27 protein-coding genes and 1 pseudogene are annotated in these 25926 nt (G+C 53.8%); 6 read left to right on the plus strand and 22 right to left on the minus strand.

The window, feature by feature from the left end; all coding sequences use genetic code 11:
• Positions 1–319 precede the first annotated feature (319 nt).
• The 4 genes from Thiowin_RS13340 to Thiowin_RS13355 all read left to right on the plus strand — a co-directional run bounded on the left by Thiowin_RS13340 (position 320) and on the right by Thiowin_RS13355 (position 3895).
• Positions 320–1726: an ArnT family glycosyltransferase gene (locus Thiowin_RS13340; RefSeq protein WP_328983498.1), complete on the plus strand. Its 1407-nt coding sequence runs from the start codon at positions 320–322 to the stop codon at positions 1724–1726.
• 5 nt (positions 1727–1731) lie between these two features.
• The gene (locus Thiowin_RS13345; protein WP_328983499.1) at positions 1732–2490 is read left to right on the plus strand and encodes an HAD family hydrolase; all 759 of its coding nucleotides are present in this window, start codon (positions 1732–1734) and stop codon (positions 2488–2490) included.
• A 66-nt stretch (positions 2491–2556) separates the two neighbouring features.
• Positions 2557–3489 (plus strand): UbiA family prenyltransferase, encoded by a 933-nt coding sequence (locus tag Thiowin_RS13350; RefSeq protein ID WP_328983500.1) that lies wholly within the window; start codon positions 2557–2559, stop codon positions 3487–3489.
• A 34-nt stretch (positions 3490–3523) separates the two neighbouring features.
• Positions 3524–3895, plus strand: a complete 372-nt coding sequence (locus Thiowin_RS13355) for a GtrA family protein (RefSeq protein ID WP_328983501.1) — start codon at positions 3524–3526, stop codon at positions 3893–3895.
• On the opposite strand, the gene Thiowin_RS13360 is transcribed toward Thiowin_RS13355, so the two are convergent.
• The 6 genes and pseudogenes from Thiowin_RS13360 to Thiowin_RS25325 all read right to left on the minus strand — a co-directional run bounded on the left by Thiowin_RS13360 (position 3892) and on the right by Thiowin_RS25325 (position 10480).
• Positions 3892–5361: a right-handed parallel beta-helix repeat-containing protein gene (locus Thiowin_RS13360; RefSeq protein WP_328983502.1), complete on the minus strand. Its 1470-nt coding sequence runs from the start codon at positions 5359–5361 to the stop codon at positions 3892–3894. The two genes, Thiowin_RS13355 and Thiowin_RS13360, sit on opposite strands and share 4 nt — an antisense overlap.
• Positions 5358–6851, minus strand: a complete 1494-nt coding sequence (locus Thiowin_RS13365; protein ID WP_328983503.1) for an oligosaccharide flippase family protein — start codon at positions 6849–6851, stop codon at positions 5358–5360. The genes Thiowin_RS13360 and Thiowin_RS13365 overlap by 4 nt, the downstream gene beginning before the upstream one ends.
• A gap of 158 nt (positions 6852–7009) precedes the next feature.
• Positions 7010–7591, minus strand: a complete 582-nt coding sequence (locus Thiowin_RS13370; RefSeq protein WP_328983504.1) for an acyltransferase — start codon at positions 7589–7591, stop codon at positions 7010–7012.
• 365 nt (positions 7592–7956) lie between these two features.
• Positions 7957–8943 carry a polysaccharide deacetylase family protein gene (locus Thiowin_RS13375; RefSeq protein ID WP_328983505.1) on the minus strand — a complete coding sequence of 329 codons (987 nt, stop codon included), beginning with the start codon at positions 8941–8943 and terminating at the stop codon, positions 7957–7959.
• Entirely contained in the window at positions 8940–9248 is a 309-nt protein-coding gene (locus Thiowin_RS13380; protein ID WP_328983506.1) for a glycosyltransferase, read from the minus strand. Before Thiowin_RS13380 ends, Thiowin_RS13375 begins: the two co-directional genes overlap by 4 nt.
• 387 nt (positions 9249–9635) lie before the next feature.
• Positions 9636–10480: pseudogene (locus Thiowin_RS25325) on the minus strand (ATP-binding protein).
• Positions 10481–10911: 431 nt separating this feature from the next.
• On the opposite strand from Thiowin_RS25325, the gene Thiowin_RS13395 reads away from it, so the two are divergent.
• Both Thiowin_RS13395 and Thiowin_RS13400 read left to right on the plus strand, forming a co-directional pair.
• Positions 10912–11193, plus strand: a complete 282-nt coding sequence (locus Thiowin_RS13395; protein ID WP_328983509.1) for a type II toxin-antitoxin system Phd/YefM family antitoxin — start codon at positions 10912–10914, stop codon at positions 11191–11193.
• Complete coding sequence (locus Thiowin_RS13400) at positions 11186–11500, plus strand: type II toxin-antitoxin system RelE/ParE family toxin (RefSeq protein WP_328983510.1); 315 nt, start codon at positions 11186–11188, stop codon at positions 11498–11500. Before Thiowin_RS13395 ends, Thiowin_RS13400 begins: the two co-directional genes overlap by 8 nt.
• Before the next feature lie 64 nt (positions 11501–11564).
• Here the strand turns inward: Thiowin_RS13400 and Thiowin_RS13405 are convergent, their stop codons facing one another.
• From Thiowin_RS13405 to Thiowin_RS13480, 16 genes are all read right to left on the minus strand, one after another.
• Positions 11565–12401 (minus strand): nucleotidyl transferase AbiEii/AbiGii toxin family protein, encoded by an 837-nt coding sequence (locus Thiowin_RS13405; protein ID WP_328983511.1) that lies wholly within the window; start codon positions 12399–12401, stop codon positions 11565–11567.
• A 46-nt stretch (positions 12402–12447) separates the two neighbouring features.
• Complete coding sequence (abiEi, locus tag Thiowin_RS13410) at positions 12448–12996, minus strand: type IV toxin-antitoxin system AbiEi family antitoxin (protein ID WP_328983512.1); 549 nt, start codon at positions 12994–12996, stop codon at positions 12448–12450.
• A 130-nt stretch (positions 12997–13126) separates the two neighbouring features.
• A complete protein-coding gene (locus Thiowin_RS13415) occupies positions 13127–13315 on the minus strand; it encodes a glycosyltransferase (RefSeq protein ID WP_456243434.1) in 189 nt (62 codons plus the stop codon).
• A gap of 295 nt (positions 13316–13610) precedes the next feature.
• Positions 13611–14960, minus strand: a complete 1350-nt coding sequence (locus Thiowin_RS13420) for a Fic family protein (protein WP_328983513.1) — start codon at positions 14958–14960, stop codon at positions 13611–13613.
• A 311-nt stretch (positions 14961–15271) separates the two neighbouring features.
• Complete coding sequence (locus tag Thiowin_RS13425; protein ID WP_328983514.1) at positions 15272–16387, minus strand: glycosyltransferase; 1116 nt, start codon at positions 16385–16387, stop codon at positions 15272–15274.
• Positions 16388–16645: 258 nt separating this feature from the next.
• Complete coding sequence (locus Thiowin_RS13430; RefSeq protein WP_328983515.1) at positions 16646–18121, minus strand: ArnT family glycosyltransferase; 1476 nt, start codon at positions 18119–18121, stop codon at positions 16646–16648.
• 15 nt (positions 18122–18136) lie between these two features.
• Positions 18137–19276, minus strand: coding sequence for a dTDP-4-amino-4,6-dideoxygalactose transaminase (gene rffA / locus Thiowin_RS13435; protein ID WP_328983516.1), 1140 nt, complete (start codon positions 19274–19276; stop codon positions 18137–18139).
• Positions 19277–19287: 11 nt separating this feature from the next.
• The gene (locus Thiowin_RS13440; protein ID WP_328983517.1) at positions 19288–19746 is read right to left on the minus strand and encodes a lysylphosphatidylglycerol synthase transmembrane domain-containing protein; all 459 of its coding nucleotides are present in this window, start codon (positions 19744–19746) and stop codon (positions 19288–19290) included.
• Positions 19694–20032 carry a hypothetical protein gene (locus Thiowin_RS13445; protein WP_328983518.1) on the minus strand — a complete coding sequence of 113 codons (339 nt, stop codon included), beginning with the start codon at positions 20030–20032 and terminating at the stop codon, positions 19694–19696. Before Thiowin_RS13445 ends, Thiowin_RS13440 begins: the two co-directional genes overlap by 53 nt.
• 24 nt (positions 20033–20056) lie before the next feature.
• Positions 20057–20305 (minus strand): hypothetical protein, encoded by a 249-nt coding sequence (locus Thiowin_RS13450; protein ID WP_328983519.1) that lies wholly within the window; start codon positions 20303–20305, stop codon positions 20057–20059.
• Positions 20306–20339: 34 nt separating this feature from the next.
• Positions 20340–21368, minus strand: coding sequence for a lysylphosphatidylglycerol synthase transmembrane domain-containing protein (locus tag Thiowin_RS13455; protein ID WP_328983520.1), 1029 nt, complete (start codon positions 21366–21368; stop codon positions 20340–20342).
• Between the two features lie 296 nt (positions 21369–21664).
• Positions 21665–22966, minus strand: a complete 1302-nt coding sequence (locus tag Thiowin_RS13460) for a phenylacetate--CoA ligase family protein (protein WP_328983521.1) — start codon at positions 22964–22966, stop codon at positions 21665–21667.
• Between the two features lie 66 nt (positions 22967–23032).
• Complete coding sequence (locus Thiowin_RS13465; RefSeq protein ID WP_328983522.1) at positions 23033–23563, minus strand: GNAT family N-acetyltransferase; 531 nt, start codon at positions 23561–23563, stop codon at positions 23033–23035.
• Positions 23550–24599 carry a glycosyltransferase family 2 protein gene (locus Thiowin_RS13470; protein WP_328983523.1) on the minus strand — a complete coding sequence of 350 codons (1050 nt, stop codon included), beginning with the start codon at positions 24597–24599 and terminating at the stop codon, positions 23550–23552. Before Thiowin_RS13470 ends, Thiowin_RS13465 begins: the two co-directional genes overlap by 14 nt.
• On the minus strand, positions 24565–25773 hold the full coding sequence (locus tag Thiowin_RS13475; RefSeq protein WP_328983524.1) for an ATP-grasp domain-containing protein: 1209 nt from the start codon (positions 25771–25773) through the stop codon (positions 24565–24567). Before Thiowin_RS13475 ends, Thiowin_RS13470 begins: the two co-directional genes overlap by 35 nt.
• Positions 25757–25915 (minus strand): hypothetical protein, encoded by a 159-nt coding sequence (locus Thiowin_RS13480; protein ID WP_328983525.1) that lies wholly within the window; start codon positions 25913–25915, stop codon positions 25757–25759. The genes Thiowin_RS13475 and Thiowin_RS13480 overlap by 17 nt, the downstream gene beginning before the upstream one ends.
• Positions 25916–25926 lie beyond the last annotated feature (11 nt).

Raw genomic sequence — 25926 nt, forward strand, 5'->3', positions numbered from 1 at the left:
ATACAGAACAATTATTCGTTCAAGTCATTATTTAGCGTAAGTTAAGTAGCTTTTCAGACCTAGTGTGATATTTTTGAAGTTTTATTGGATGCGATCATTAAGGCACGGATCAAAGTATAAAAAACTATTTTGGCACAAATCCTTACTCAACCACAGCAATTTTAGTCAAAGACTATCGCGCAACTCAAGCTGCATCGACAAGACCAAGAACCTGCGGGCCAACGGGCTTGACTGATCGCCCAGTTCGTGCTAAAAGTTCGGCATTTTGAGACGCTTGGCTCGTCTCCTTTTTTACCTTTGTTATAGGAAGGCAAACACTATGGAAAAGCCTGCTATCGAGAAAAGGGAACTGCTTTGGCTTTTTGCAATTTTAATCGTCGGTTTTCTCATCCGTTTCGCGATCTGGAATAATACCGCCGAAACTGGCCTTTATATCACTGATGAAAAAGACTACGCACTCCTAGCGCAGAATCTTTTAGCTGGCAATGGTTTTGCTTGGGAAGAGGGGAAACCGACATCTATTAGGCCACCCGGTTATCCAACATTTATCGCGGCGATATGGTTTATTACCGGAGATCAAGACCCGCAGTCAGTGCGATTTGTCCAAATTCTGCTCAGTTTGTTTAGCATCGCCCTGCTCTACCGCATTGGTCGTATTGCTTTTTCTAGCAACGTAGCGTTGTTAGCGGCCGGCATTTTCTCTCTTTATCCTACCTATGTTGGATTTGCAAGCTTTCTATACGCTGAGGTACTTTTTATATTTCTTATGTTATTCGTCATTCTCGTTTACCTTAGGATGACCAATGCGAGCGTATCACTATTTTCGTTGGCCACAACGGCAGGCCTGCTTCTTGGACTTGCGGCATTAACGCGAACGATTGCCTGGCCCTATTTCCTGGTGTTTGTCCCCTTGGTGCTCTTCACTGTCGGCAATGATCTGAAAACTCGTCTCAAGGCCTCATCAGCCGTTGTGCTGGGATTTTTCTTGATTATCGCGCCATGGTCCTATCGTAATTCCGAGCTACAGAATCAATTCACTCTCATTGATACCATGGGCGGAATGAACCTAATGATGGGAAACTATGAGCACACACCGTTAAATCGGGCATGGGACGCTGTCTCGCTACTATCCACCGACAAAAGGTGGTCATACTCATTAGGATCAATCCCGGAATCAGCTGACTGGGGCGAAGCCGAGCGTTCAAAATGGGCCAGTGACCAAGCCAAGCAATTCATGCTCAGTCATCCATTGTTGACCATTGAGCGGAGTATTGCAAAATTCTTTTCATTTTGGGGTCTAGAAAGAGTTATCATCGCCGCGTGGGAACGCGAATTATACCATCCACCCAAGTGGTCGATTCCTGTCCTAGCTGTTGTTATCAATTCTGCTTATATTCTGACAATGTTACTCGCCGTAGTCGGGCTGTTTCTTGCCCCTCCCAACGAACAGAAGTTTCATTACCTGGTTTGGACTTTGTTGGTGGTTTTCACCGGGGTGCACATGCTTATATTCGGGCACGCGCGCTACCATCTTCCACTCATGCCGCTGTTAATACTTTACGCCGCCTCCGCCGTGGATCGGCGCGCCTGGAAAGCGCTGCTCGATAAAAAACTGGCGGCATATATTGCGATGCTTTGTATCGCCCTGTTACTTTTAATTTGGGGTCGAGAGGTATTCTTCATCGAAGGTGATCGGATAGCTACACTGATGAAAAGCATTCGATAAACAGCATGGCGGGGCTTCACGAAGTGTCAGACAATCATTTTGCGCTTGACGGTCACGTTATCAGAGCCGTGCTATTCGATGTAGACGGCACGCTTTATCACCAAAGCGTTCTGCGGTTATTAATGCTGTTGGAAATGCTTGCTTTGCCATTCAAAACCGGCTCGATTATCAAATCCCGTCAAGTCTGGAAATCAATTGGTGTGTTCAGAACTACCCGGGAGCAAATGCGCCAGATGCATGATGGGAGCCTTTCTCTGTCAATGCTAGAATACTTGGTGCCTGCCCAACGACTCGGTATGGAAGAATCGAACCTCAAAGGGATAATCCAGGACTGGATGTATCGCCGGCCTTTGAAATATCTCCAGTTCGCGCGACGCGGTGGGTTAGTCGCCGTGTTTGAACGCTTGTATCAGTCCGGTTTTCGTATCGGTATATTTTCTGACTACCCCGCAAAAGACAAGCTGAACGCCTTGGGTGTCAGCAGCTTTGTCGACTTTTTTTTGGCTGCCACTGATGCTGAAATCAACGCATTTAAGCCGGACTCCACCGGGTTTCTCAGGGCGTGTGACCTTTGGTCTCTTCGGCCAGATCAAATCCTCTATGTAGGCGATCGACCAAAAGTGGATGCGGTCGGCGCCATTAACGCGGGCATGCCGGTTGCCATCGTTGGCAGGCGCGCCTGGATCAGGGGGGCGTCATCCACTGCAGCCGATTATATAAGGGTGTCTTCATTGCCGCATCTGGCTCGCCTTTTGTGCAGATAGGCTAGGATTTATCGACACTTTAACCTTCTTCTACATGATCGTACAAACAGGTGATCCCACCCCGCAATGGACATAAAACCTTATTTCCAGATCGCTCGTTTTGACCATTGGTTCAAGAACGTTTTTGTTCTACCCGGCATGGTGGTAGCAATCTATGCCCAGCCGGAGCTAATATCCGTTGCCGCTATTTGGCACTTGATTTTGGCGCTGGTGGCTGTTGGGTTCGTGGCGTCGAGTAATTATGTGATCAACGAAGTACTTGATGCCCCGAAGGATGCCCTTCACCCAGTTAAGAAGAACCGGCCAGTTCCATCCGGCCAGATCAATGTCCGGATCGCCTACGGCGAATGGCTACTACTTGCTGTCATCGGATTGTTACTTTCGGTTCCGCTTGGACTGGAATTTTTTCTGACCAATCTCTCACTTTGGATCATGGGATGTTTTTACAACATTCCTCCCATCCGAACCAAAGACCAGCCTTATCTCGACGTCTTATCCGAATCGGTCAACAATCCGCTGCGCTTGCTGATGGGCTGGTACAGCACGGGTATCGCTGTTATTCCTCCCGTTTCGCTGGTTGCGGCTTATTGGATGGTGGGCGCGTTTTTCATGGCGGTAAAACGTTTTGCGGAGTACCGGCGGATCAATGACCCTGAAACGGCGCGTCAGTACCGCAGTTCGTTTTCGCACTATAATCAGGAGCGCTTGTTGGTCAGTATTACTTACTACGGATGCGCATTCGGGCTGTTTTTCGGTATCTTTCTCGTGCGCTATCGTATTGAACTGATTCTGTCCATCCCCTTGATTGCGGGCTTTATTGCCTGGTATATCCATCTGGGCTTCAAGGAGGATAGCCCTGCTCAGTACCCAGAGAAGTTGTATCAGCAAACGGGCTTCTTGGTGTATGCGATCCTGACGGTTATGACAACCATTGCTTTGCTCTTTATCAATGTCCCCGGCTTGGAGACACTGTTTGCGCCGACTATTCCGGTGCAGTGAATTAATTTCTTTGCCCGCGTAAGGATTCCCGCAGATGCATGGGCAATTTCTACGCTACGTCCTGAGCGGAAGCACTGCCTTGGGGGTTCACCTGGCAGTGCTTGCAGTTCTTGTCGAATTTTTCGCATTGAATGAAACCCTCGCTTCAGGCGTTGGGTTTTTATTCGCGATCCTGGTCAATTACAGTATTCAGCACCAATGGGTATTCCAGGCAAGCGGACAGCACGGACGGCATTTCCCGCGTTACTTGCTGATTACCTTCATGACCTTCGCGCTGAACCTTTTACTTTTTTGGCTCGCGGTAAATGTCTTAAACTTTTGGTATCCGATCGCTCAGATTCTAACGACCGGAATCATTTTTATGCTCAACTTTTTCTTGAATCGGCAGTTTACCTTCAAGCGCTAATGCTTTTTCAACCGCCGACGACAGCGGACCCAGAGAAACAGAAAGAGGAACACCAGTCCGGTCTCCGTCATGCCGATCAAAACAAGAAGCAAAGTCTTCTTCTTTGCTCGCCACTTTGAGCCGATGCGCGCCTTGATGCTTGGTAGCGTTGCTTGAATGTCTTCGGACCAAGCCGCCACCATGCCCGGAGACTCGATCAACAAACCAGGTACGGCTCCACTGTGGACCTCATCCGCTCCGATATCCGGCAGATCTCCGCTCGGTCGGGGCTCACAATCAATATCGGACGTGACATCTGTTAAGGCTATTCCGGAATTGACGAGGTTCTCCGGACCTGCAACCAGCCGAAAATCCCCCTCATCTGCATTGGCAAAAAACCAGGTGTCGCCTCCGTATCGAAGATTCCCCGAGACGACTCCGGCTCCCTGATCACGAGCCTTGATGCGTCTATCCACGAGATTGTTGAAAATCTGTGTGCCGCTTGTGCCCGGAAAGCGATACTCGATCGAGTTGGGATAATTCATCGAACGAACAGTATTGTGAAAAATGTTGACATTTTTGGCATTCTCGACTCCGATCCCGACATCCGTGACCGTGCTGACCATGTTGTTGACAACGGTACCACCCCCCTTATTTCCCTGCTTACCAAGACCAACTTGAATTCCTCGATCCGAGTTGGTGATGATATTCCGTTCGATGAGTGCGTTGCCGTTGCCTTGCCAGAACAAAATCGCCGGACCGGTCGCTTCATTGTTGGGTCCGCGAATGCCGTTAAATTCGCTGTCGCGTACCACCCAGTCTTTCGTTCCGATCGCGCTGATGCCACCCGCATATCCTTGGTAGGTATATCCTTCAGTGAACTCGAATCTGCACCACTCCACCACGCCACGGGTCGCGAACTGGCTAGGTTTCGCTTGATTATAGGAGACCTTGAGTAACTGTTCCCTGGCATCCAACAAGTGAACATTATGCATGCGGAAATCTTCAACACCGCGCTCACCATGCACTTGTACGACGTGGTTAGAGACCTTTCCGGCCGTAAAATCAGCCAATGTGACGCCGTTACCCGTGATGGCAAAGATGTGAGAGGGGCCTTTGTCCATGCCGCGGCCAAGCAGCTTGACGTCCGAGCGCAACGCCGTTTGGCCTCGAATCGTAATCCCATCACCCTTTACCTCGAAGGCGCGATCCACCTGGTAGGTTCCAGGTCGAAGAAAAATGGTGCGATTTCCGCTTCGGTTGGCTTCGCCTAGCGCTTGCCGCAGTTCATTCACTGTTTGCACTGTCGTGGCTGGATTGACACCGAGCGGGATAACCTCGCGCGTACAAACTGCCATCGCGCTCAGTGGGTAACCACCAGAGAAAAGCGCGATGAGAATAGTAAGCCAGATTACAAGAAACGGCTGCTCAACGTGTTGCGTTAAGTTATTGTCTGCCTGCCTAAAGGGTGTCAGGTCTTGTATCACGCTTGTTTTCCATAGTGTTCAACTAATTGAATTGCCCAGCCTCTTATTTCCGCCCCGGTGCTTGTTTTTTTGTCGAGAGAAAACACCAGAATAATCAGTCCCAAGTAGCTTAGCGCATAAACGACTGACGCCACAGACAGTTGTATTGTCGTCTCAGCCAAATCTTCCGTTTGGGCGCTAAATTCGAGCAGATTCAGACAAGCTTCCGACAAGTTGGCGCTCAAAAACGCACTGAGCCCGATTACCAATCCCCAACCAAGAACCTCAATCGCGAACGCAAGGTGTCGATGATAAACGTAAGCGATCAGCAGAATGGTTGTCATGACTCCCGCCGCGACTCGGTAGAGGGCGAACTCATTGATTCCTGCGTTGTATTTTAGCGCCACGTAAAGCGTAAGGGAAACCACCGCCAAGGATAACGCGTCGAACCAAAAAAGTGCACGCACCCGACCCGACGCAATCAGTGGCAACTCAATGACGTAGACGCATCCCCAGTAGACCAGCAGCCAGGCGAGAATCCCCAGGAGCGGTCCCGCCATCTTCCATTGGACGCCCAACACAACCCGAGCGACCTCGCTGCCAAAGGATCCAAAAAAAAATGCGAGCGGTAAGGTCAAGAGAAAGGTCAAGACCAATATCGCGCTGACCTGCCGAAATTGGTCATGCCGACGGTCGACCGAGTTACGCAATGACGAGAGAACTGGCTCGACTGCCGGGGACAAGATGTAGTGGCCAGGCATCATCGCGAGGTCACGGGACAGGTGATATTGCCCAAGTATGCTTGCCGAGAAGTAGCGTGACACCAAAACAGTGTCGATTTGCGAGCGCAGGTAGCCGATTAGATTCTTACCCATCATCCAGGACGAGAAACGCAGCTGCTGACGCCAGCAGGCTAAAGTGAAGCGCGGACCTTTACCAAACCACAGGTAACTGAAAGCCACTGCGACGACACTGGAAACAAGGTCAGCGAAAATGAACGCCCAGTAGGATTTGAGCACCAGTGCGCCGATCAAGACGGTGGCGAAGGCGGCCAGCTTTTCAACCAACGCAAGCCAAAAAAGCCCCTCATAGCGAATTTGACGCTTTAGCTGCAGCAAGGAACGGCTTTTTAGTGCGGTCAGTGGCAAGACAAGTGCGGAAACGGCGATGGCGAGCGTGATTTCCGGTTTGTTGAGAATGGCGGCCACCCAGGGAGAGAGAACCGCCAACAACAGCGCGAGCATTGACTTAAGCAGCAGATTGATTGTCCATGCCGTAGTGAGATCATTGGCGCGTAGCCGCTGTATCTGCATGATGTATTGTTCTGTGGCGGCATTGCCCAACACATCGAAGAGATACAATACGACACTGACCGCCGCGATGAGGCCAAAATCAGCTGGCGTGAGTAACCTGGCCAGAATCAATGTACTGACAAAGCCGATGACCTTGCCGAGTATTTTGGCGGAGCCCGACAGCAGGGCTCCTTTGGGAAGCGAATGGGTACCCTTCATCGGGCGACATTGCCACTGGCTTTGGTCCAGCGGGCTTCCCGGTTTGCCTTGATCCTATCGGCACCCACTTCGAGCACAAGATTTCGCCCCAGATTAATCTGCTAAATTTGCCGCATGCAAAACCGCGACATGCGGGTTTCTCCGGATTCTTCGGTCGTCTAGTCCAACCTTGACTTGATCACGCGTGCGGGATTACCAACCACGATTGAATACGCAGGAACCTCCTTGGACACCACGGAACCCGCGCCTATTATGCTTTTTTTTCCTACGTCCGCCATGATGAGCGCGGCGTTTCCTATCCAGCAGTCTTCCCCAATTGCAATTTTCTGGTACTCGCCACCTTGTTGGCGGATGGGTATTTCAAGGTCGTCATAGTGATGCTGGCGGGTACCGCTGATGACATGCACGCCGCTGCCCAACAAGGTATCGGCACCGATCACACACATACCGATATTGCATCCGGGGCCGATGTAAACCCCCCGGCCGATTTCCGTGTCTTGCTGAGAAAACACTGCCAGAAATCCGATGAAGCAATCAGGAGCGCAAGAACGCATCGCAAATCGGTAGAAGGCGACTCGGAGATAGCTCCCCATCTTGCCGGGTAGCAGGCCAAGCATCTGTGAAAACGTCGAAAATGAGCCTTCACTTGAAACGCGTCCGATGATGGCATAAAGCACCAACAAGGGGGATACGATGATCACGGCGATGGCCTGCACGAGTTTCTTTTTCACTGACTTCATGCCGTCAAGGATTCCAGAGATCAGCTAGAGACTGATGTATTTTCTAATCCTGGGGGCCGCCCCAAGTCGTTAGCCAGAGTGGCATACGCGACCATGCCTCAATCGCGATAGAGCGGACATGTGCCGTTTTTTTCGTAGGTTGCTGTGCCAGTACTGACCAGAAGCCCATTCTTCTCTGCCTTGTGGATTTGGGAGCGCAACTTGGCCTTGAAGCCTGCCAGCAAGGCACCCCATCTGCTGGCAAGGAAGATGCATCTGAACCTTGGCCTCCGGCAGGGGCGCTTGGTCGGTCGGTTCAGCATCGCAGACACGGCAGGTGAGCCGAGACGCGCCGAGACAAATGACGAGATGGCTAGCCTTCGGACTCAAACCGCTAGCTCCTGCAACTGCGCCCTGGCCTCGCCGAGAGTACGGCATTGCACATCGGCTTTTGCTTTCAAATGGCTCAACACCGCAGCGAGTGCCCGGCTGGTTTCGTGAAAGGCGTTGTGGTTCGCCACCAAGGAATTGGGATTATCGATCAAGCTAGAGCTGTGCAGGTACATGTGGAAGACGCGCCTGCCATTCGCGAGCATTTGGTCGATCAGGCCGAGCATATCTTCGGCGCTAGTCAGCTCTGGGCTTAGATAGAGCTTGCGCAGCCAGTGGCTGAACCAGGCGAGGGCCAAGGGTTTGAGCGGACTTAGCCCGCGTGAGGAAATCCGCCGGTGCCAACGGTTGGCACGGTGGAAATCTCGCCAGTTATAGCCGACGCTGACGGGGATCTCGAATATGTCCTTGGCGACGGCTGGGCGCTGAGGATCCTGCAGGCTGGCCCAGAAAGGCTCGAGGTGCGCGTCGTGGCAATCGAAAAACTCATTTTGCCAGAAAGGATAGACGCTGGAGTCGATGGAAAAACCGTGCTTTTTCAGTAACCGCGCGACCTTTCCATCGATACCCCAGCGACCGGTGCGGAAGCTTGTTGGCTGAACGCCGAACCGCTCCTTGAGAAGACGCACCAGTTGGCTGAGCTTTGCATCCACCTGCTCAGTGGGCAAATTGACGACGTGACTGTCTCTCTCGTTGGGCGAGCCGTAATAGGGTGGGTTGCACCAAGGGTGCAGGTGAGCACCGATTTCATAGTGGCCGGTGCGTTGCAGATCGCGGATCACCTGGACTGCCTTCTCGTCAGCGGCAACTGGATAATCGACGAACAGGGTCGGTCTGATCCCAAGGTCGTAACACACCTGGTGGAAGGGCCGCAGTTGCTGGACGTTCTCCACGCACCAACTGCTCTCAGGGAAGGGGCCTGACCAGTCCCAGCTTTCCTCGGTGTCAATACTGAGTAGGAAGAGCACCTGAGGGCGTCTCACGATTGGGCTACCTCTCGGACGCGATAGAATAGTTGTGTGTATTCCTCGGTCATTCGCTTTGCGGAGCTGTGCCGATGGACGAAGTCTAAGCCGCCTTTGGCGAGCGTCTGGCCAAAGTCCGGTTGGTCGAGCAATGTGTTCCAGTGCGCGAGCAGAGTGGTTTGATCGCCGAAGGCCGCGAGCAAGCCAGTGTGTTGGGGTATGACCAGTTGATCGATCCCAGGAATGACGTAGGCCGCGACAGGTACGCCCATGGCGGCAGCTTCCATCAGGTATCTGGGGATGCCCTCAAGGGTGCTAGTCATGGTAGATCGATTATGGTGTCAAGCTTGAATTGATTACTTCGCATCCCTCACCAGGTATGTTAGCAAAACAACAGTCATTGCACTTGCCGTCTGGACCGATGGCAACGAGGCGACCCCGCACTCCGGGTCGGGTCGGTGGCCAGTTACCCTTAGATATGCTTTTCTTTCGCGATATCCGCCAGAGCCAGCGTCCTGCGGTAAGAATTGGTGCAGGATCCTCGACTCGCTGTCAATCCGCTCAATGCTGCCTTGCGGTCTCTGGTCTCTGGTCTCTGGTCGCTTGGCCGTTGCGGTTCATTCCCTGATCGCAGAATTATAGTCCACATCGGTGACCAGATGGCGCGGGGAACCGCCGATTCTCCATACTTTGTCTCTGATCGAGAGGGTTCATTCGGCATCCAAGTCCCAGATTTCCCAGCCTGAAATCGCATCCACTCCTGGTGCGATTTCATGGCGCTGCCGCGTGGTGCAGGCGATCCATGCGCGTGTGGCGACTTGGTTGCCGCAAAAGGCGCGCAGCTTGGTTAGTCCGCGGGTGTCGCGCGGACCGGGTTGTTCGGTGAGTTTGCATTCAATGGCGTGCAGCGCGCCGTTGCGTTCAATCAGCAGGTCCACCTCGTTGCCTGCTTGGTCGCGCCAGTACCAGAGGTTGGCGGAGGGCTGATGCCAGTCGCGCCAGCGCAACCATTGGATCACCACATGGTTTTCCCACAGTGCGCCGGCTTCCCGCCCGTCAGGAGGGTCTCGGCGGCGGCGAATCCGAGCAGAAAGGCGGCCAGTCCGGTATCGGTGAAATAGAGCTTGGGCGACTTGGCGAGACGTTTTCCCTGGGAGCGATAATAGGGTTCCAACAGCAAGATTTGGTTAGACGCGACCAGCACGCTGATCCATTGTTTCGCGGTGGTTGCGGAGACACCGACATCGCGCCCCAGTTCGGACATATTGAGCGTTTGGCCGCAAAGCGCAGCGCAGGCGCGCAGAAACCGCTCGAAATCCCGCAGGTTGCCGACGTTGAGCAGATTGCGGACATCGCGTTCAAGATAGCTGGCCAGATAGCCCTGGTACCAGCGTTCGCGATCAGGAAGGGTCTCCGCCGGTCCGGCCCAAAGGGCGGGAAAGCCGCCACGCCAGAGGAATTGCGCCCAGTCCGGTGGTGTTGCGCCAGTGGTTCGTGCGCGCCATTCCTGGGCGGACAGGCCGAGAAAGGCTTTCAATCCAAATGCTTGGCACATTAACGCTGGGAAAGTGAAATTGTTAAAGTCAGCCGTGCAAATGACAGCTTAGGCGCTGCTGATTGGCCAGTGGTTAGGCGATGATTATCACTCGTGCCAACCCGAGAGCACGAAAACGGTGCGGACGGGGCGAATGCCCCGTCCAGCAGGAGACTCGGGTCCCGTGGGGTAACCGGCAGGCTCAGGTGGCCCAGGTCATGATCAAGGCCCAGTGGTTGCACCTTGCTGGAAAATATAGCAGGTCAATCTCGAGCCAATGGGCCTTGTCCTCGCCAAGCTGGATTAAGCTTGCTTTGGCGCCATAGCAAAAACGGGCGTGGCGGCAAGCCTGATCGCAAAATTATTGTCCTCATCTGTGACCAGATGGGGCGGGTGAACCGCCGATCATCTATAATTTTCGTTGATCGAGAGAACTCTGGAGAACAAAAGCTATGCGCGTAAAGTTTTCAGAAGACGTGGTGCCTTTGACCGACCTCAAGGTCAATCCAGGGCGTGTCGTGCGGCAGGCTGCCGAGGCACACCGCCCCGTGCTGCTGACGACCCAGGGTCGCGGCGTGGCGGTCGTTCAGTCTTTGGCTGACTTCGAGCGCGATGCGAACGAGCGAGATTTTATGCGGGCGGTCGTGACCGGACTCGCCGACCTGGATGCCGGTCGGGACGTATCGCTTGTCGAGGCCAAATCCCGACTTGGCTTGTCCCAAGCGGATGCCTGATATTCGGGTCACGCTTGCCGAATCGGCTCTTGGTGACTTGGAGGACATTCGGAAATGGTACGAAGAGCAAGGGGTTCCAGAGGTCGGCGAACGACTCCTTCTGGAGATCCTTGAGCACATCGAAGACCTCTCAAACCATCCCAAGATTGGGCGTATCGTTCCTGAGTTTGGCCAAACCTTCCTGCGCGAATTGATCCACTCACCATTCCGGATCGTCTACCGCCTTGATCCGGGGCGCGTCCGCGTCGTGCGTGTATGGCGCGGCGAGCGCATACTCCGGCTGCCGTCTTCGGCTGAGCATCCCTAACTGTTGGAGCGGCCGGCCTGCATTCCAACGCTGGAGCGTTGGAACGAGGGGCACGAGGGGCTGATTACATTGGAAAAGATCGGGTGGTTTCGGATGCGTCGAGAGCGGCTTCAGTCTTTTTACACATATCTGCAATGAGTTCGGTTAGCCAGGTCCAGAATGCCTTTTGCATCAGTGTCTTGGAAATCATCCCTTGGGGCAAGAAACGAGCCATCTCGCGGACGAAACCCGCTTGGATTTCCGGGTCCTCCAGCAGCTGTCGTCTCCGTTCGGTAAGGCGTGCGAGGAAGTCTGGCGTTGTGCGCTGATGATCCTTGATCTTGACGGGAATCAGCGACAGCGGGAGTTCTGTGCCTTGTTGAACAAGCCAGCCAATGTCCCAGAGATCGCGGTGCTTGATTCGGTTTGGTCGCAAGACGAAGGCAATCAGCTTGTCAGCTAGAATCTCGTCGCGGCTTTCGGCCTGCAGAATGAGCCCGCTTGTGCCCATATCAACGCCATAGGGATTGCGCAACAGCATCGGACGACGATCATGGCTCGGAATCGCACAAATATCGATGTTGATTCGCTGGGCTGGCAGATCGTGACGCCCTGGGCGGGTCATCACGCGCATCTTCCAGGTGGCGACCTTACCGCTGTCGCGGACTGGCTCACTGACCCGGACACTCAGCCCGTACTTGGCTTGTAAGCGCTCGACGAGAACATCGCCGAGACTTGCAAGCGCGGCTCGATTAAATTCGGTCCCACCTGTGAAATCGAGATCCTCGCTCAACCGATTCGATCCATAGCAGGCGCGCAAACAGGTCCCACCGATAAAAGTGAGGGCTTGTAGTAGCCCCGCCTCGGCCATTTCTCGCAGGATGTCGTGATGCAGGAGCTCTTTCTCGACAACCGTGCGCAAGGGTGCCAGATCGCTTTGTTGGCGCAGCGCCTCGTCTACCAAACGATCAAAGAGCGTCATCAACGGCATCCCATTGCACTAGATCGAGATCGCGGCGCACTGCCTTCATATCTCGCAGTGCCAGCTCCACGGGGGCACGCCAGAGATGACAACGGGCATCGTAGATGAGTTGATCGGCCAATTCATTCGGGCGTTTTTTTGTGTGCACAAATTCAATGGATCCGAACGCGCCACATGATAATGTGGTGGTGCGCCCGGAAGACATGAGCGTGACATGATTTATCGGGATCTGCGAGATGACGCCCGCGTCGCTGAGCGCTGACTCCAGGCTGATGTAGTTGAATACACTCGCGCGCAGACGGGCTGCCGCGTGGTAGAGAAGCAGACCGTCGTTGCTGCCCACGACTGGGTAAAGATAAAGACCGCGACACACGCGCATGAGGAGCCCGTCGCGCTCGGCGCGCATAATCACCGCTCGCAAGGCGCCCGGGCGGTGCGTTGGCAGCGCCGAGCGCAAGTCAGCCAGCGTGAACAAGGCCTGTCTTTCGTTGGAGAGCGTCGCGAGCACACGAGCGAGTTGTTTGATCGGCTGCATGGGCTGAACGGTCGTCGCTTGGTTATACCAAGTATAACCAAGCGTATGACTTAAGGAGCTACTTTTCTCTATGTCCAGTCCCGGCGTGCCTCGACATGGATGATGAGCAGGAAGAGCAGTTGCGGACGTCTCAGGCTCGGGCTGCCTCTCGGACGCGGTAGAAGATCTGCGTGTATTCCTCGGCCATGCGCTTGGCTGAATAGTGCTGGTGGACGAAGTCCAGGCCGGCTTTGGCGAGGGCCTGGCCCTGTGCGGGGTGGTCAAGCAGTGTGTTCCAGTGGGCGAGCAGAGCGGCTTGGTCGCCGAAGGGGGCGAGCAAGCCTGTGTGTTGGTGTTTGACCAGTTGATCGATGCCGGGGATGTCGTAGGCCGCGACCGGGCACGCCCATGGCGGCGGCTTCCATCAGGCAGCGGGGGATGCCCTCGAGTGTGCTGGTCATGGTGAAGAGGTCGAAGGATTTGAGCAATTCCCGGGCCATTACTCGTGGGAGCGGCTTTAGCCGCGATACGGTGATCGCGGCTTAAGCCGCTCCCACAAGCCCCGGCTCAACGGACAAGTGGCCCGGGTTATGCTTAAGGCCCAGACGGCACCCTGCCTATGCCGGTGATGAACCTCATTTTAGTGCCTGCTCGCACACCTGCTCAATGGCATCAAATACTGGGGCTGGAACGGTGAACTGAAATTGCTTGCGTCGGTTCTTCGATACCTTGCCGTTGTTTTGCAAAGCGGTAATCACCAAGGTCGTCAATGCATTGCCGCGCACATCGAAGCGTTCATCGATTTGGCGATACACCCGGTCGAAGCGATCAAGAAATTCGGTCTCTTCACGCAGGTCTTTCTCGAGCGCTTGCCTGGCCATGTTGAGGCTGAACTCGACGATCTGCGTTGCATCCCAGTATCGATAGAGCGCTTCGTCACCCCGGAAACGAAAATCGTAGGTTTCATCGCTCAACCAACGCACATCCCAGCAGCGGCGCATAGGCATGGAGAAACTTTGCAAGGCGTTGAGGTAGGCTGCTTCATTGCGTTTCATCGCGACCGACACAGGTAACAGCAACCCACTGCCCATGCGGGCAGACTGGCAGAGCGCGTAGTGAAACAGAAACCGCGACAGCCGGCCATTGCCATCCATGAATGGGTGAATGAACACTAACCCGAAGGACGCGATGGCCGCTGCGACCAGCGGGTCGATCACTTTCGGCAGGGCATTGGCAAACACCAGCACCCCGTCCATCAGCGCAGTCACCAGTTCGGGTGGTGGCGGTACATAGGTGATACCGGCTGCACCCCGCAGGGGTCCGCGCAGCCAGTTTTGTTCGTGGCGATAAGCAGCGGCTCGATCCAGTGGATTGGTGATGGCGGCGTTTTGCAACTCGACCAAATAGTCTTCGTCCATCGGTCGCGGCTGGTGCGCCTGTTTCAGCAGCGCCACAAAGGCCTCGGCCTTGTCCTGCGATGGTGTCTCACGCTCAAGCGCGAACGAATTTTCGGTCTCATGCAGGTACGCCCAGGCCAGCGCCCGATCAGTTGCCTGCGGCCCAAGCCCCGCGACAAAGGCATTTGCGTGATCGAGAATATTCAGCGCGAGCAAGCCTTCAATGGCTGGCGTACGCTCCACGGTGACCGCGTAACGCAGCGATCCCAGCCCGTTGAAATTGACCTTCCAGCGCGCATTGCGTTGACCGGGCGCGGTTAGGTAGCGCTTGGCATCGAACAGATCAACGGTTGGACCCGTGATCGCAACGTCGCCCTCAAGCTCGCGACCTTGGAAGGCCTCCCACAAAAAACCCAGGACGCGAACATAGCGACTCGAGGGCGTCGCCTGAACCCGGCGCAGGATGTCGCTGCCAGGGATGTGCTTGAGCACCTGCGCCAGGACTGGCAGGTTGACCCCTTCATGCTTGAGCGCGAACAACAGCTGCTCGAGTGGCTCATCTTGTCCGGGCGCAACCTGCGCGGGCACCAGCAGGGCATCCGCCGTCTGCGTTACCCGCGATACAGGCGCAACCCGCGCGGGTCTCGATAGCGGAAATGCCGGTAGCTGGAAGCGTTCGCAGAGCAATTGGTAGCCGAGGCAACCCATTTTTTCTTAAAAAGCCAAAGTTTTTGTTAAAAACGCTATCTTTCCACAGTTTTTGTTTGGTCGCTTGCACCGGGGCTCGCATGTGGCAACAATAACTGAAACAAGCGACTAGCCGGGTTTATGATTAAAGTCCGACCAGTCCCAGCTTTCCTTGGTGTCGATGCTGAGCAGGAAGAGCAGTTGCGGGCGTCTCAGGCTCGGGCTGCCTCTCGGACGCGGTAGAAGAGCTGCGTGTATTCCTCGGCCATGCGTTTGGCGGAATAGTGCTGGTGGACGAAGTCCAGGCCGGCTTTGGCGTGGGCCTGGCCTTGTTCGGGGTGGTCAAGCAGTGTGTTCCAGTGGGCGAGCAGAGCGGCTTGGTCGCCGAAGGGGGCGAGCAAACCTGTGTGTTGGTGTTTGACCAGTTGATCGATGCCGGGGATGTCATAGGCCGCGACGGGCACGCTCATGGCGGCGGCTTCCATCAGGCAGCGGGGGATGCCTTCGAGGGTGCTGGTCATGGTGAAAAGGTCGAAGGATTTGAGCAATTCCAGCCGATCGTCACGAAATCCGAGGAAGTAAATGTCGGCCGTGCAAGGCAGGCGCGCGGCCTGGGCTTGGAGGTTTGCGCGTTCTTCACCATCGCCGACTAGGATGAGTTCCACGTCATCTCGAGACTGGCAGAGTGTGGCGAAGATGTCCAGCATCTCGCCGATGTTCTTGCGGCTGATCAGCTGGCCGATGAAGCCGATGCGTTTTTTCTGTTTTGGCGCGACGGCGGCTGGGTTTTGCGCGATGGCTTCGACTTCCTTGAGGTTTACACCATTCTGGATGTAGGTCAGCCTCGCCTCGGGTACCCCGTGGCGGCGGGCATCGTCCATGAGTTGCGGGGAAAGCGGCGCGACGCAGTCGGCATAGCGCATGAACTTGCACCCCAGCCAGACGAAGAGCCTGAGCTTGATGTCCCGCGCGCTCTCGAAACCATGGGGGGTGACGATGACGGGGATACCGGCGCGGCGGGCGGCGAGGATGCCGAGGATGTCTGACTTGTAGCCGTGGGTGTGGATGAGGTCGAACCGCTGGGAGGTTAGCAGGTCCGCTAGCCGGCGGATGGCCCGGAGGTCGAAGCGGCCGGACATGGGAATGGCATGGGTGGCCTGGCCGGTCTTTTGGTATTCCTTGACCAGTTGCAGGTCGGCATTTTGCGCTTCTGCCGTGACGGCGAGCTCGCATTGGACCTGGCTTGGGTCCAGATAGTACGCCAAGGCCAGGATCCAGCGCTCGGCACCGTAAAAGCCGGTGGAGCAGATGAACTGCAAGACTTTCATGGGTGGCGCCATCAGCTGGAAATTCCCGGGCTAGCTGGTGATGGATGGGGCTGAACAGCCCGCGCGGGGTGCCGTAGGCCTGTGCTGGAAAATATATCAGATAAATCTCGAGTCAAAGGGCCTTGTCCTCGCCAAGATGAATGTATCTTGCCTTCCAGTTTATGGGATCCACTTCAAACGAGCTACTTGCGAATGATGAACCAGACCACGGAAAAATAACCCAAGGCGCCAATTTTTGCGAGTTATTGTGTAAGACCGTTATTCTCCGTATTTCTTGAGCTCATAAGATCCCGCGCTGTAGACAGTCATTCCGACTTTCATATTTTCGCAGATGCTGTGCGCAGAACTGCAGAGTACAAAAATTTCACTTGCAGTGGATAAAACCTCATCTCTGCGTTCGCCAAAATTCTCCGGATTGATAGCGAAAATACCACTACTCGCATAAAATTGGGCGCCCCATCTTTCAATGACGACGGAATTAGCTGGTAAATGTTTCCCTGCCCACTGCGCTACGTTTCCAAAGTCCTTCCAGGAGGATTCAATATAACGCAAATTGTCCGGCATAAATAAAAGCAAAGCAAGACCAAAACCCATCGATAAAAAGAGCGAGAATCGCGCATAGCTAAAAAATTTTATCGGCAGCCACGCACGCCCATCCAGCAAGCTCGCGAATTGCAAAAAATAATAAATGAGAAAAGGTAAAAACGTAAACCAGTAACGGAAAGACGCGTTTGAAGGAACAAATAGGAAGGCTATCGCGATTGGAAGCCATATCTCCAAGATACCGCGCCGGAGAAAAAGACAGCGCAACCAGCCAATGATACAACACAACAAAATCATGCCGGAGATGACAGCCAGAAAATCGTTGGCTAAAGCCGTTTTAAGAGATATCGCCGGCACAAAAAGCGGCAACGTAAAACGCACATCCTGCCACCAAAAACGCTGCAAATAACTGACAGGATCACGAAAAAGAGAGCCTAGCATGCCTGAGCCCGTACCAAAGTGCGAGGTAATGGCATCGACCGGATAATTGGCGACGATGTAGCCTGTATAAAACTTCCAAAATATAATTGATAAAACTAGCGGGACTGCAAAGGCGAGCGCCGATAACAGCCGCTCCCTCAAAGAGATTTCACGTTGCAATGCGAAATACAATATTGCCGCAGGAACAAAGGTAACAGCGTAGCCGCGAGTAAAAAAAGCCATCGATGCCACGGCGCCCGCCAGCAAGGCCATCCGCCAATGACGCGTCTTGCTCAACAGCATTAAGGTCGCAGCGATCAGACACAAATACGCAAGCTCCGACATCGGGTGATGGGCAAAAAGAAAAAACGCGGGTGACAGAGCCGTGATAAACACTGCGGCACGCCCCTCCCGCTCATCACTCCACAGCGCAAACAAAAGAGAAAGAGCCGCACCGGCAAAGCTAACCATCAGCAATTTAATAGCCCACCAGCTATGGCCAAATAATGCGATGACAAGCGCTAATGAAGCAGGAAAAACAGGAGGCCAGGTCGCATGCCTGCCGTACTCAATATAAGGGAAGGTATCGACTGTGTACCGGCCAAGATTGACCATATTTAATGCCATGGTCACGAATAGCGCACCGTCATCTTTATTATAAATTGGAAACTCTGGTGTCGGATAAATAAAAAACAAATACAAACCTGCAAGACAGAATGCAGTCACCAGATACAAAGTGGTTGCTCGTAGCCTTTTCAACGCAATAAACATGATGTTTCCTCGCCGTCAGCCGAGTTCCGCCAACACACTCGAAATCGACCGTTCAAGCTCCACCTGATAGTCTTCCAGACCGATCCACAGGGGTAACCGAACGATGCGGTCAGAAATGCTGTTTGTATGAGTTAGCGGCTCGTGCACCCTGCCAAAATTCTCACCACCAGGAGCGCTGTGAAGTGGAATGTAGTGAAAAACAGGATGGATCTTTTGCTTTTTGAGTCGCTCGATAAATTCAGTTCGCGCCTCTAAGTTTGCGAGGAGCAAATAATACATGTGCGCATTATGAACGCATGATATCGGTATTGTAGGACGAACGCACATGCCAGCCGTTTCCGACGCGGCGAACCAACGATGGTAGTGGTTCCATATCCCCAGCCGCCGCTGGGTGATGGCGTCAGCCTCTTCCATCTGCGCCCAGAGGAAGGCGGCGATGAGTTCCCCGGGCAGATAGGACGATCCCATATCCACCCAGGTGTATTTATCAACCTCCCCTCGAAAAAATTGTGATCGATTGGTCCCTTTCTCACGGATAATTTCCGCCCGCTGGACAAGGTGAGGGTCGTTGATCAGTAAGGCCCCGCCCTCGCCAGAGATAATATTCTTGGTTTCGTGGAAAGACAGGGTGCCAAGATGCCCTACGCTGCCCAATGCCCGCCCTTTGTAGCTGGCCATCATCCCTTGGGCCGCGTCTTCAATGACCAATAGACCATGGCGTTCGGCAATTTCCATGATCACATCCATCTCGCAACCAACACCCGCGTAATGAACCGGAACGATCACTTTGGTCTTTTCGGTAATAGCGGCTTCAATCAGTGACTCGTCGATATTTAACGTATCCGGCCGAATGTCGACAAAGACTGGCACAGCTCCGCGCAGCACAAACGCATTGGCCGTGGAGACAAAGGTATAGGACGGCATAATGACTTCGTCGCCCGACTCAATGCCAGCCAAAATTGCCGCCATCTCCAGAGCCGCCGTGCAGGAGTGCGTGAGGAGTGCTGCGCGCGCCCCGGTGCGCTCTTCCAGCCAGGCGCTACAGCGTTTCGTAAAGCTTCCGTCTCCAGCGAGATGGCCGTTGGCATGTGCCTGAGCGATGTACCAGAGCTCCTTACCGGTCATGTAGGGTTTGTTAAAGGGGATACTGGTCATAAATGATTTCTCTAGCGTTTCTGGTGACCATGTTGTATGCCTGTTTCCGCCAAATGCCAGAGGCCGCCGCTGCCACCAACCAACATGCGGTTGAAATGAATCAGGAACGCGAACGTTACCGCATCGCTGACGCTGATGCCGACGCGGCCAAGCAGTAAGACCAGCACACCTTCGCGAATGCCGAGCCCGCCCAGCGAGATGGGCAGTAACGTGATGAGATAAGTGACAGGCATCACCACGAACAATGTTGCAAGATCGAGCTGGATGCTTAAAGCCTCGGCCAACAGAAAGCATGCAATGATGTCGGCCGCCTGGAAAAGGACCGACAGCGCGATCAGATTGAGTAGGGTGCCGGCGTCGAGCATGGCGAAGGCGCGGAGGCTAGAGGTAATAAATCCAGGTATCCCGGAGGAACGCTCATTTGGCAATACCTGCACCCATAGACGATGGGTCAGCAGTAGGAGCAACATTCCAATAATCGCGGGGATCGCCGCGCTTAATAGCCTTGAGCTTGCGGATGAATTCGATTTCGATGCCGGATTCCGCAGCCAGCCGTTCGGCATTGGCGCGGAGTTCTTCGCGCAGCGGTTCGGCCCATTGGGTGTAGTCGAACAGGCGGATGTTGTGGGCCCCAAGATAGCCCGCCATGGCGTTGGCGTGACAGATGTCGGGAAAGGTGCCGATCATCACAACGCGGTCGAAGCACGACAGCACACAGCCAATCTCATCTTGATGCTGTTCGACAAAGAGGTTCATCGCCGTGCTCCAACGTTTGTCTGCCTACCCCAAACGATAGTCGATCACGCCTGTTTGGTTCCGGCTTTGCCGGGTTAGGCTAACATGATGATGCCGCCCGATGCTTTCCAAACGATTGATATCCGTGATATCAGACAACTCGAACTGATCGACCAATTCGAGTCCCGGTCCCTCAGGACGATAGCTACAGCCAATCACCCACCAACCCGCATCCTTGAGATAGCGAATGGCATCAACTTGCGCTGATCCAGTGCCTAAGATCAATGCTTTCATTGAATCTGTTACTCCTAGATATCGAGCACCAGATTCATTTCTCTGGATGATCCGATGTTATGGGAAAATAACGTTCGGTCAGAAAGATCAACCCACCGATGGTATGACCAAACAGAACGGAAATAAAAGAGTAAAGACTGATCAAAAGAGCAGTATCGGTTGGTACGCCGAAAGCGCCGTAAAATAGGACAAATGCACCTTCGCGGACACCAACCCCGCCGACCGTGATCGGAAGGGTCAACACCAGGACATTGAGTGGTGCAATGAAAAGGTTGACTAGAAATGGCAGATCGTATCCCTGTGCTTGCAGGAAGATTTGACCTTGAATTGCACCAATTACATGAATCGTAACGGATAGCAGGATTAGCGGGGCTGCAATACGGACAGAAACCAGTGCCTGAAAAAGGATGCGCGGATCAGCCGACATCTCATCGATGTCCGCAGTTGGGCCTGGAATCGCCTTGACGGCCCGGTTCGCCAACAGGGTGATCCTTGACCAGATGCCACGGATAAACTTGACGCCGATTCGGCTGCGGAGGGAGAAGCCCAGCACAAGCAATGTCAGGATTCCAAGCAACAGAGCCAGGTATGCCAACCGCATGATCGATTCTAACTCGGTTGACACGCTGGTGAAGGTCAGAAACGGGTAAATGGCGGTGATCAGCATGACACAAGAAAGCAATGCCGCAACTTTCTCCACGGCAATGACAAAGGCGCCCCGCAGATAACGGCCAGTTTGGCGCCCGCCTAGAGCGATGCGGTAGACATCCGAGCCCAGGGATCCCGGGGTGAACACGCCAAGCGCCAGACTAAACCAGTAAGCACGAAAGCTCTGGCTACCGCTCAGGCGCGTGCAATCGTAGCCACGCGCCAATTGATGCCAGCGCATGGCGCCAAGGAATATAAGGGGTATGATCATTAAGACACCCAGACCAATCAGCCCTGGGTTGGCGCTCCGGCCCAACTCGAGTAGTTGTTCAAGGTCAATCCTCCGGTAGATCAGGAACAGAATCAGTGGCGGTAAGCCCCAGTAAATGGCACGTCGGATCAGTGGTACAAACATGCGCAGCACAGCTTTACCGTCCTAGGCCGCCGAGTTGAACTTGCATCCCGCGAACCAGGGTTCCCGGCAGATAACCTGGGCTGCGGTGACGCAGGATCAAACGATAGTTCTTGATATTCGTGACAAAGAATTCCGGCTTCAACATGTCGCGACACTGCACCCAAAGACAGCCCATATTGCGCAGCGGAATCCAACCAAGCGCAGGTAGACGTCGCCGACCAACCCGATATAGAAATGTTCGGCTGGCGCAATCGAGGCCAGCAAACCAGAGGTTATTGGAGTCAACTTGGATCGAGTCAGTTGTGCCATTTGCGACCGTCACCCATCGCAATCAACATCCGCCGCTTACCGCTCGCATCGGGCGTGATCGCCTCGACCCGCCGCAGTTCGAACTCCAGCGGCGATTCGCTCAAGCGAATCAATCGCTGAGTCAATTCTTCACGAATTTGGCGCAGATAATTGTCATCAGTTACCAACTCAATCAGAAAAGATAAAGGCGCGCGTTGCGTCACTCGGATTTGTTGCAATCCAAGGTAGTCGTCCGCCAGTTCATAGAAATCGAGGTACGTCAGAAACCGCCCATCCGGCAGCTTAACAATGTCGTCCCGGCGCCCGACAATTTGATCAATCACTCGCACCGTCTCGCCATCAGCGTTCTGCCTCAGACTGTACACCGCCAAGTCACCTTGATCGTAGCGAATAAAGGGCATCAGTCGGCCATGCAGATCAGTTACCACGACACGAGCTAACTCACCAGGTTTCGCGGGGTTGCCTGCTTCATCGAGAAACTCGAAAAACGTGCAGTCCTCAATCAGTGTGAGACCGGCTTGGCCAGCCTGCTGATAGGCCATCACGCCCATCTCGACCGTGCCATAGGTTTCGGTGATATCAACGCCAAAAATGCTCCGACACCGCTGGCGAGTGTGCGCATCGATCACCTCTCCACCCGCCACGAGCAGTTTTAAAGGAGGTGGTTGAATACCGCGACGCTCAAATTCATCCGCAAGTACGAGAAAACTTGTTCGCACGCCATACAGCACATCTGGTCGATAGTGGAGAACTTCATTTGCCAACATTTCAGGAGACAAGGTGTAGTCAACTGTCTTTCGCCGAAGCAACCCAAAATTTTGCAACAAGCTTCGGCCTTCGGAGAGACGTCCCGGCGAGGTAAACGACAGTACAACGTCATTTGGACGGTAACCCGACAATAAAAGCACGCGCATCCATTTAGCGATTTGAATGTCACGCTCACGGTTTGATCGATAGACGACCAATGGCATACCTGTTGATCCGGAGGTTCGATCAGAAAAGTACTGCTCGACTCGGTCTGATGCGCCTGCCTGAAGAAAATCGTCTCGTCGGTTCTGAATATCTGACTTGTTCATCACTGGCATGATGGCCAAATCGGACAATCCACGAAAGTCGCGCTGCGGGTCGTAGCCTGATTTCTGCATGATTGCGTGGTGGCGAGGCACCTTGGCTGCGGCGACCAAGGTCTTCTTCAGCCTCTTGTTAGCCGTTTCTTGAGGATTGGCGGACGAGCGTCGCGCATCTGATAGGAGTTGGATCAGCGCCACTGTGTTGGTGATTATGCTCATGGGCATTTTCCAATTAGAATCCGAACGATAAGTGACTTCGGAACAGGTACCATTCTTGAAAAGCGGCTATGTTCCACACCCAGTATCAGAATTCAGAAGCCCAAGAATCACTTTGTCCACATAACGGCCATCAATGAATTCATGCTGTCGCATCGTGCCCTCAATTTTGAACCCAAGTTTTTCATAAAATTGCGAGACTCGATCGTCGCCAGCCGTTGCCTTGCACCAAATCCGATTCAGATTAAGAAAATTGAAGGCATAATCCGATAGCAATTTGATCGCCCGAGTACCGACCGAGTGTCCTCGTTGTTGAGACTCACCGAGAAAAATGGAAAGCCGAGCTGTTCGGTGACGGGGCTCAATGCTGTCGAGCGAGACATTGCCAACATGGACATCGCCTTCCTTGAGGCAGATAGCAAGCACGATCTTATCGGACGATTGATCGAGGCGCTCGAACCACTTCTGTTGTGCGGTTCTTGAGATCGGAACCTGTGATCCGATCTTCAGATACACCTCTGGATCATTAATCCAAACCCAGGTGCGTTCAAGGTCGGTCAGTTCAAGCTTGCGCAAATAGACGAGGTCATCCGACAGCATTCCGACCCTCCTCGTCTCTGGCTTGAGTGATGCGACTGCGGACGAAATACTGTGGTGTTGCATTCACCCGTTGCAGAATACGCAGCACGTATTCGCCAATGATCGCAAAAGCAAAAAAATTGAATCCTGAGATGAGCACCAACAAGAGGGCAATAGTGGTCCAGCCAGGGACATTGATTCCTCCCGTCAAATAGCGGACGATCAGAATAGCTGCAAAGATCGCACTCAACACGATGCCCAAGGCCCCCATCAGCGCCAGCAAACGCAGGGGCAGCATGGAATATCCGATGAGATTGCTCATGGTTTGCGATAACAGGCGGCGAAAGGTGTAGCCGCTGCGGCCTTCTAGGCGGGACGCATGCTCAACAGTTGTATTGACGATTCGATGGGTCACCGAGTTGATCATCGGACCCAGCGCGGGCGACAGGGTACGCAGCTTCAGCAGACCATCGACCACGGCGCGGCGCATCAGGCGTAAACTGGTGAAGCGCAGATGCGGATCCTTACCGAGTAGATAGCAGTTGACCTCATGCATCAGGCTGCTCCCCAGCCGACGAAACCAGTGGTGCCGTTTTTCCTTTGGGACACCCATGACGACATCGACATTCGGTAACAAGGCTTCGATCAAACGAGGGATTTCTTCTGGCGGATGCTGTAGGTCATCATCTAGGGTGAGTACCCTCTCTCCGCGCGTGTGGGCTAGCCCACAGAGCGTCGCGTTGCTTTGGCCTGAGTTGCGCATCAGCTGTATCGCGACCACTCGGACGTCATCCCGAGCGAGCTGTTCTAAGACACTCCAGGCGCGATCCGGTCCACAGTCATCGACGAAGATAATTTCATAGGTGGAGTCAAGCTGGCGCATGACCTCGGTCAGTCTGCGATGCAATTCAGGCAGAATCTTTTCTGAGCGATAGACGGGTACAACGACACTATAGTCGAGCAATCCATCGTGAGCCTGGGCTTCATTTTGCATCATGGCGAGCACCAAAGTCAGTAATGCATTAGTCGCAACGAACGGCCAACTTAAGATGGTCAAGAATATGGGCTGTCAGTCGCTCATACTCGGATGAACTGAGACAATCAAACAGCGCAAAACCGATCAGCTGACCATTATGCTCGAATGGCTCAACGCGGTCCCCAGGTTGCTTGATGTAACATAGGTCAAATATTTCTGGCACCTGGCGCCGTAGTGCTGCATTCGGTGTAAGCGATTCTAGTACGCCATGGCAACCAACACCAAACACGAACGACCCGGCACCCTGTCTGATGTTTACTTGTTCGGGTAGGGTCGGAGATAACCCTAGAGCGAGGGAAATGGTTGCCCGCTCGACGTCGACACCGGTGGCTCGCTCGATAACGGCCGGAATTCCATTGCCGCCATTCCGCCCACTCATTTCCAGGATCGTCACGGTAGTTGGTGATACGATCACATCGAAGTTCAAGGGGCCAGTATCGTAGTTCAAGGAGTTACAGGTCGCCTCAATTGCTTGCGTAACCCGGTTCTGATCCTCGGGTGAGATATTGGTGGGGAGATTGTGTCCGGTAACGACAAATTGGTCGAGATGTTTGTGGGTGATCGCAATGAATGCCACATGCCCGTCGAGCAAAATGGCATCGCCGCCAACCTCGATTCCGTCGATGAATTCTTCGACGCATACCGTATTTGTGTGTGAAAATGTCTTCGCTTTTTCGAAGGCCCGTTCGACGAGCTGAAGATTCTTGCTGTCGATCCGCGAAACTCCGCGTGATCCAGACGTATCGACGGGTTTGACGATCATCGGCAGGTGTAGCTGACTTAACGCATCCGTGACTTCAGTGAAATTTCGGCCAGCGACGAACCTTGGACAGGGTAGACCCGCTCCACTTAGGAAGGCCCGAAAGCGTTGCTTATTCGCCATCGTTTCCGCGGCTACCTGCGTCGGTCCAGGTAAGTGCAGGCGGTCACAAACAGCAGCAACCGATGGGATCGCCACATCCGAGCTGAAGGTGCAAATTCCATCGACAGCATTTTCCCGAGCAGCCCGCTCGATACCCACTTTATCGACAGTACTGCAGTTGACGTATTGATGCCCAAGTTGATGCCCGATGTTATCGGGTAAATAGTCAACCGTGATCACATGGAGCCCCATGGACACTGCCTTTTGGATGGCGGCCATCTGGAAAGGGCCAGCCCCAAGAATCATGATTTTCTTCTTATCCGATGAGGCCACGATCTTTAATTCGGCTGGTGGAAAGGGTAATGCGTTGTGCTTTCAATAGCCGAAGCGCATAAGCTAGCGTCACGTCCTTGCGGATTTTCTGCTCATCTTTCAAGCACAAAAAGTCTTCCGGGAGATCTATGGCGATTTGCATCTGACGTTGCT

The organism is Thiorhodovibrio winogradskyi, assembly GCF_036208045.1.
Classification (GTDB): Bacteria; Pseudomonadota; Gammaproteobacteria; order Chromatiales; family Chromatiaceae; genus Thiorhodovibrio; species Thiorhodovibrio winogradskyi.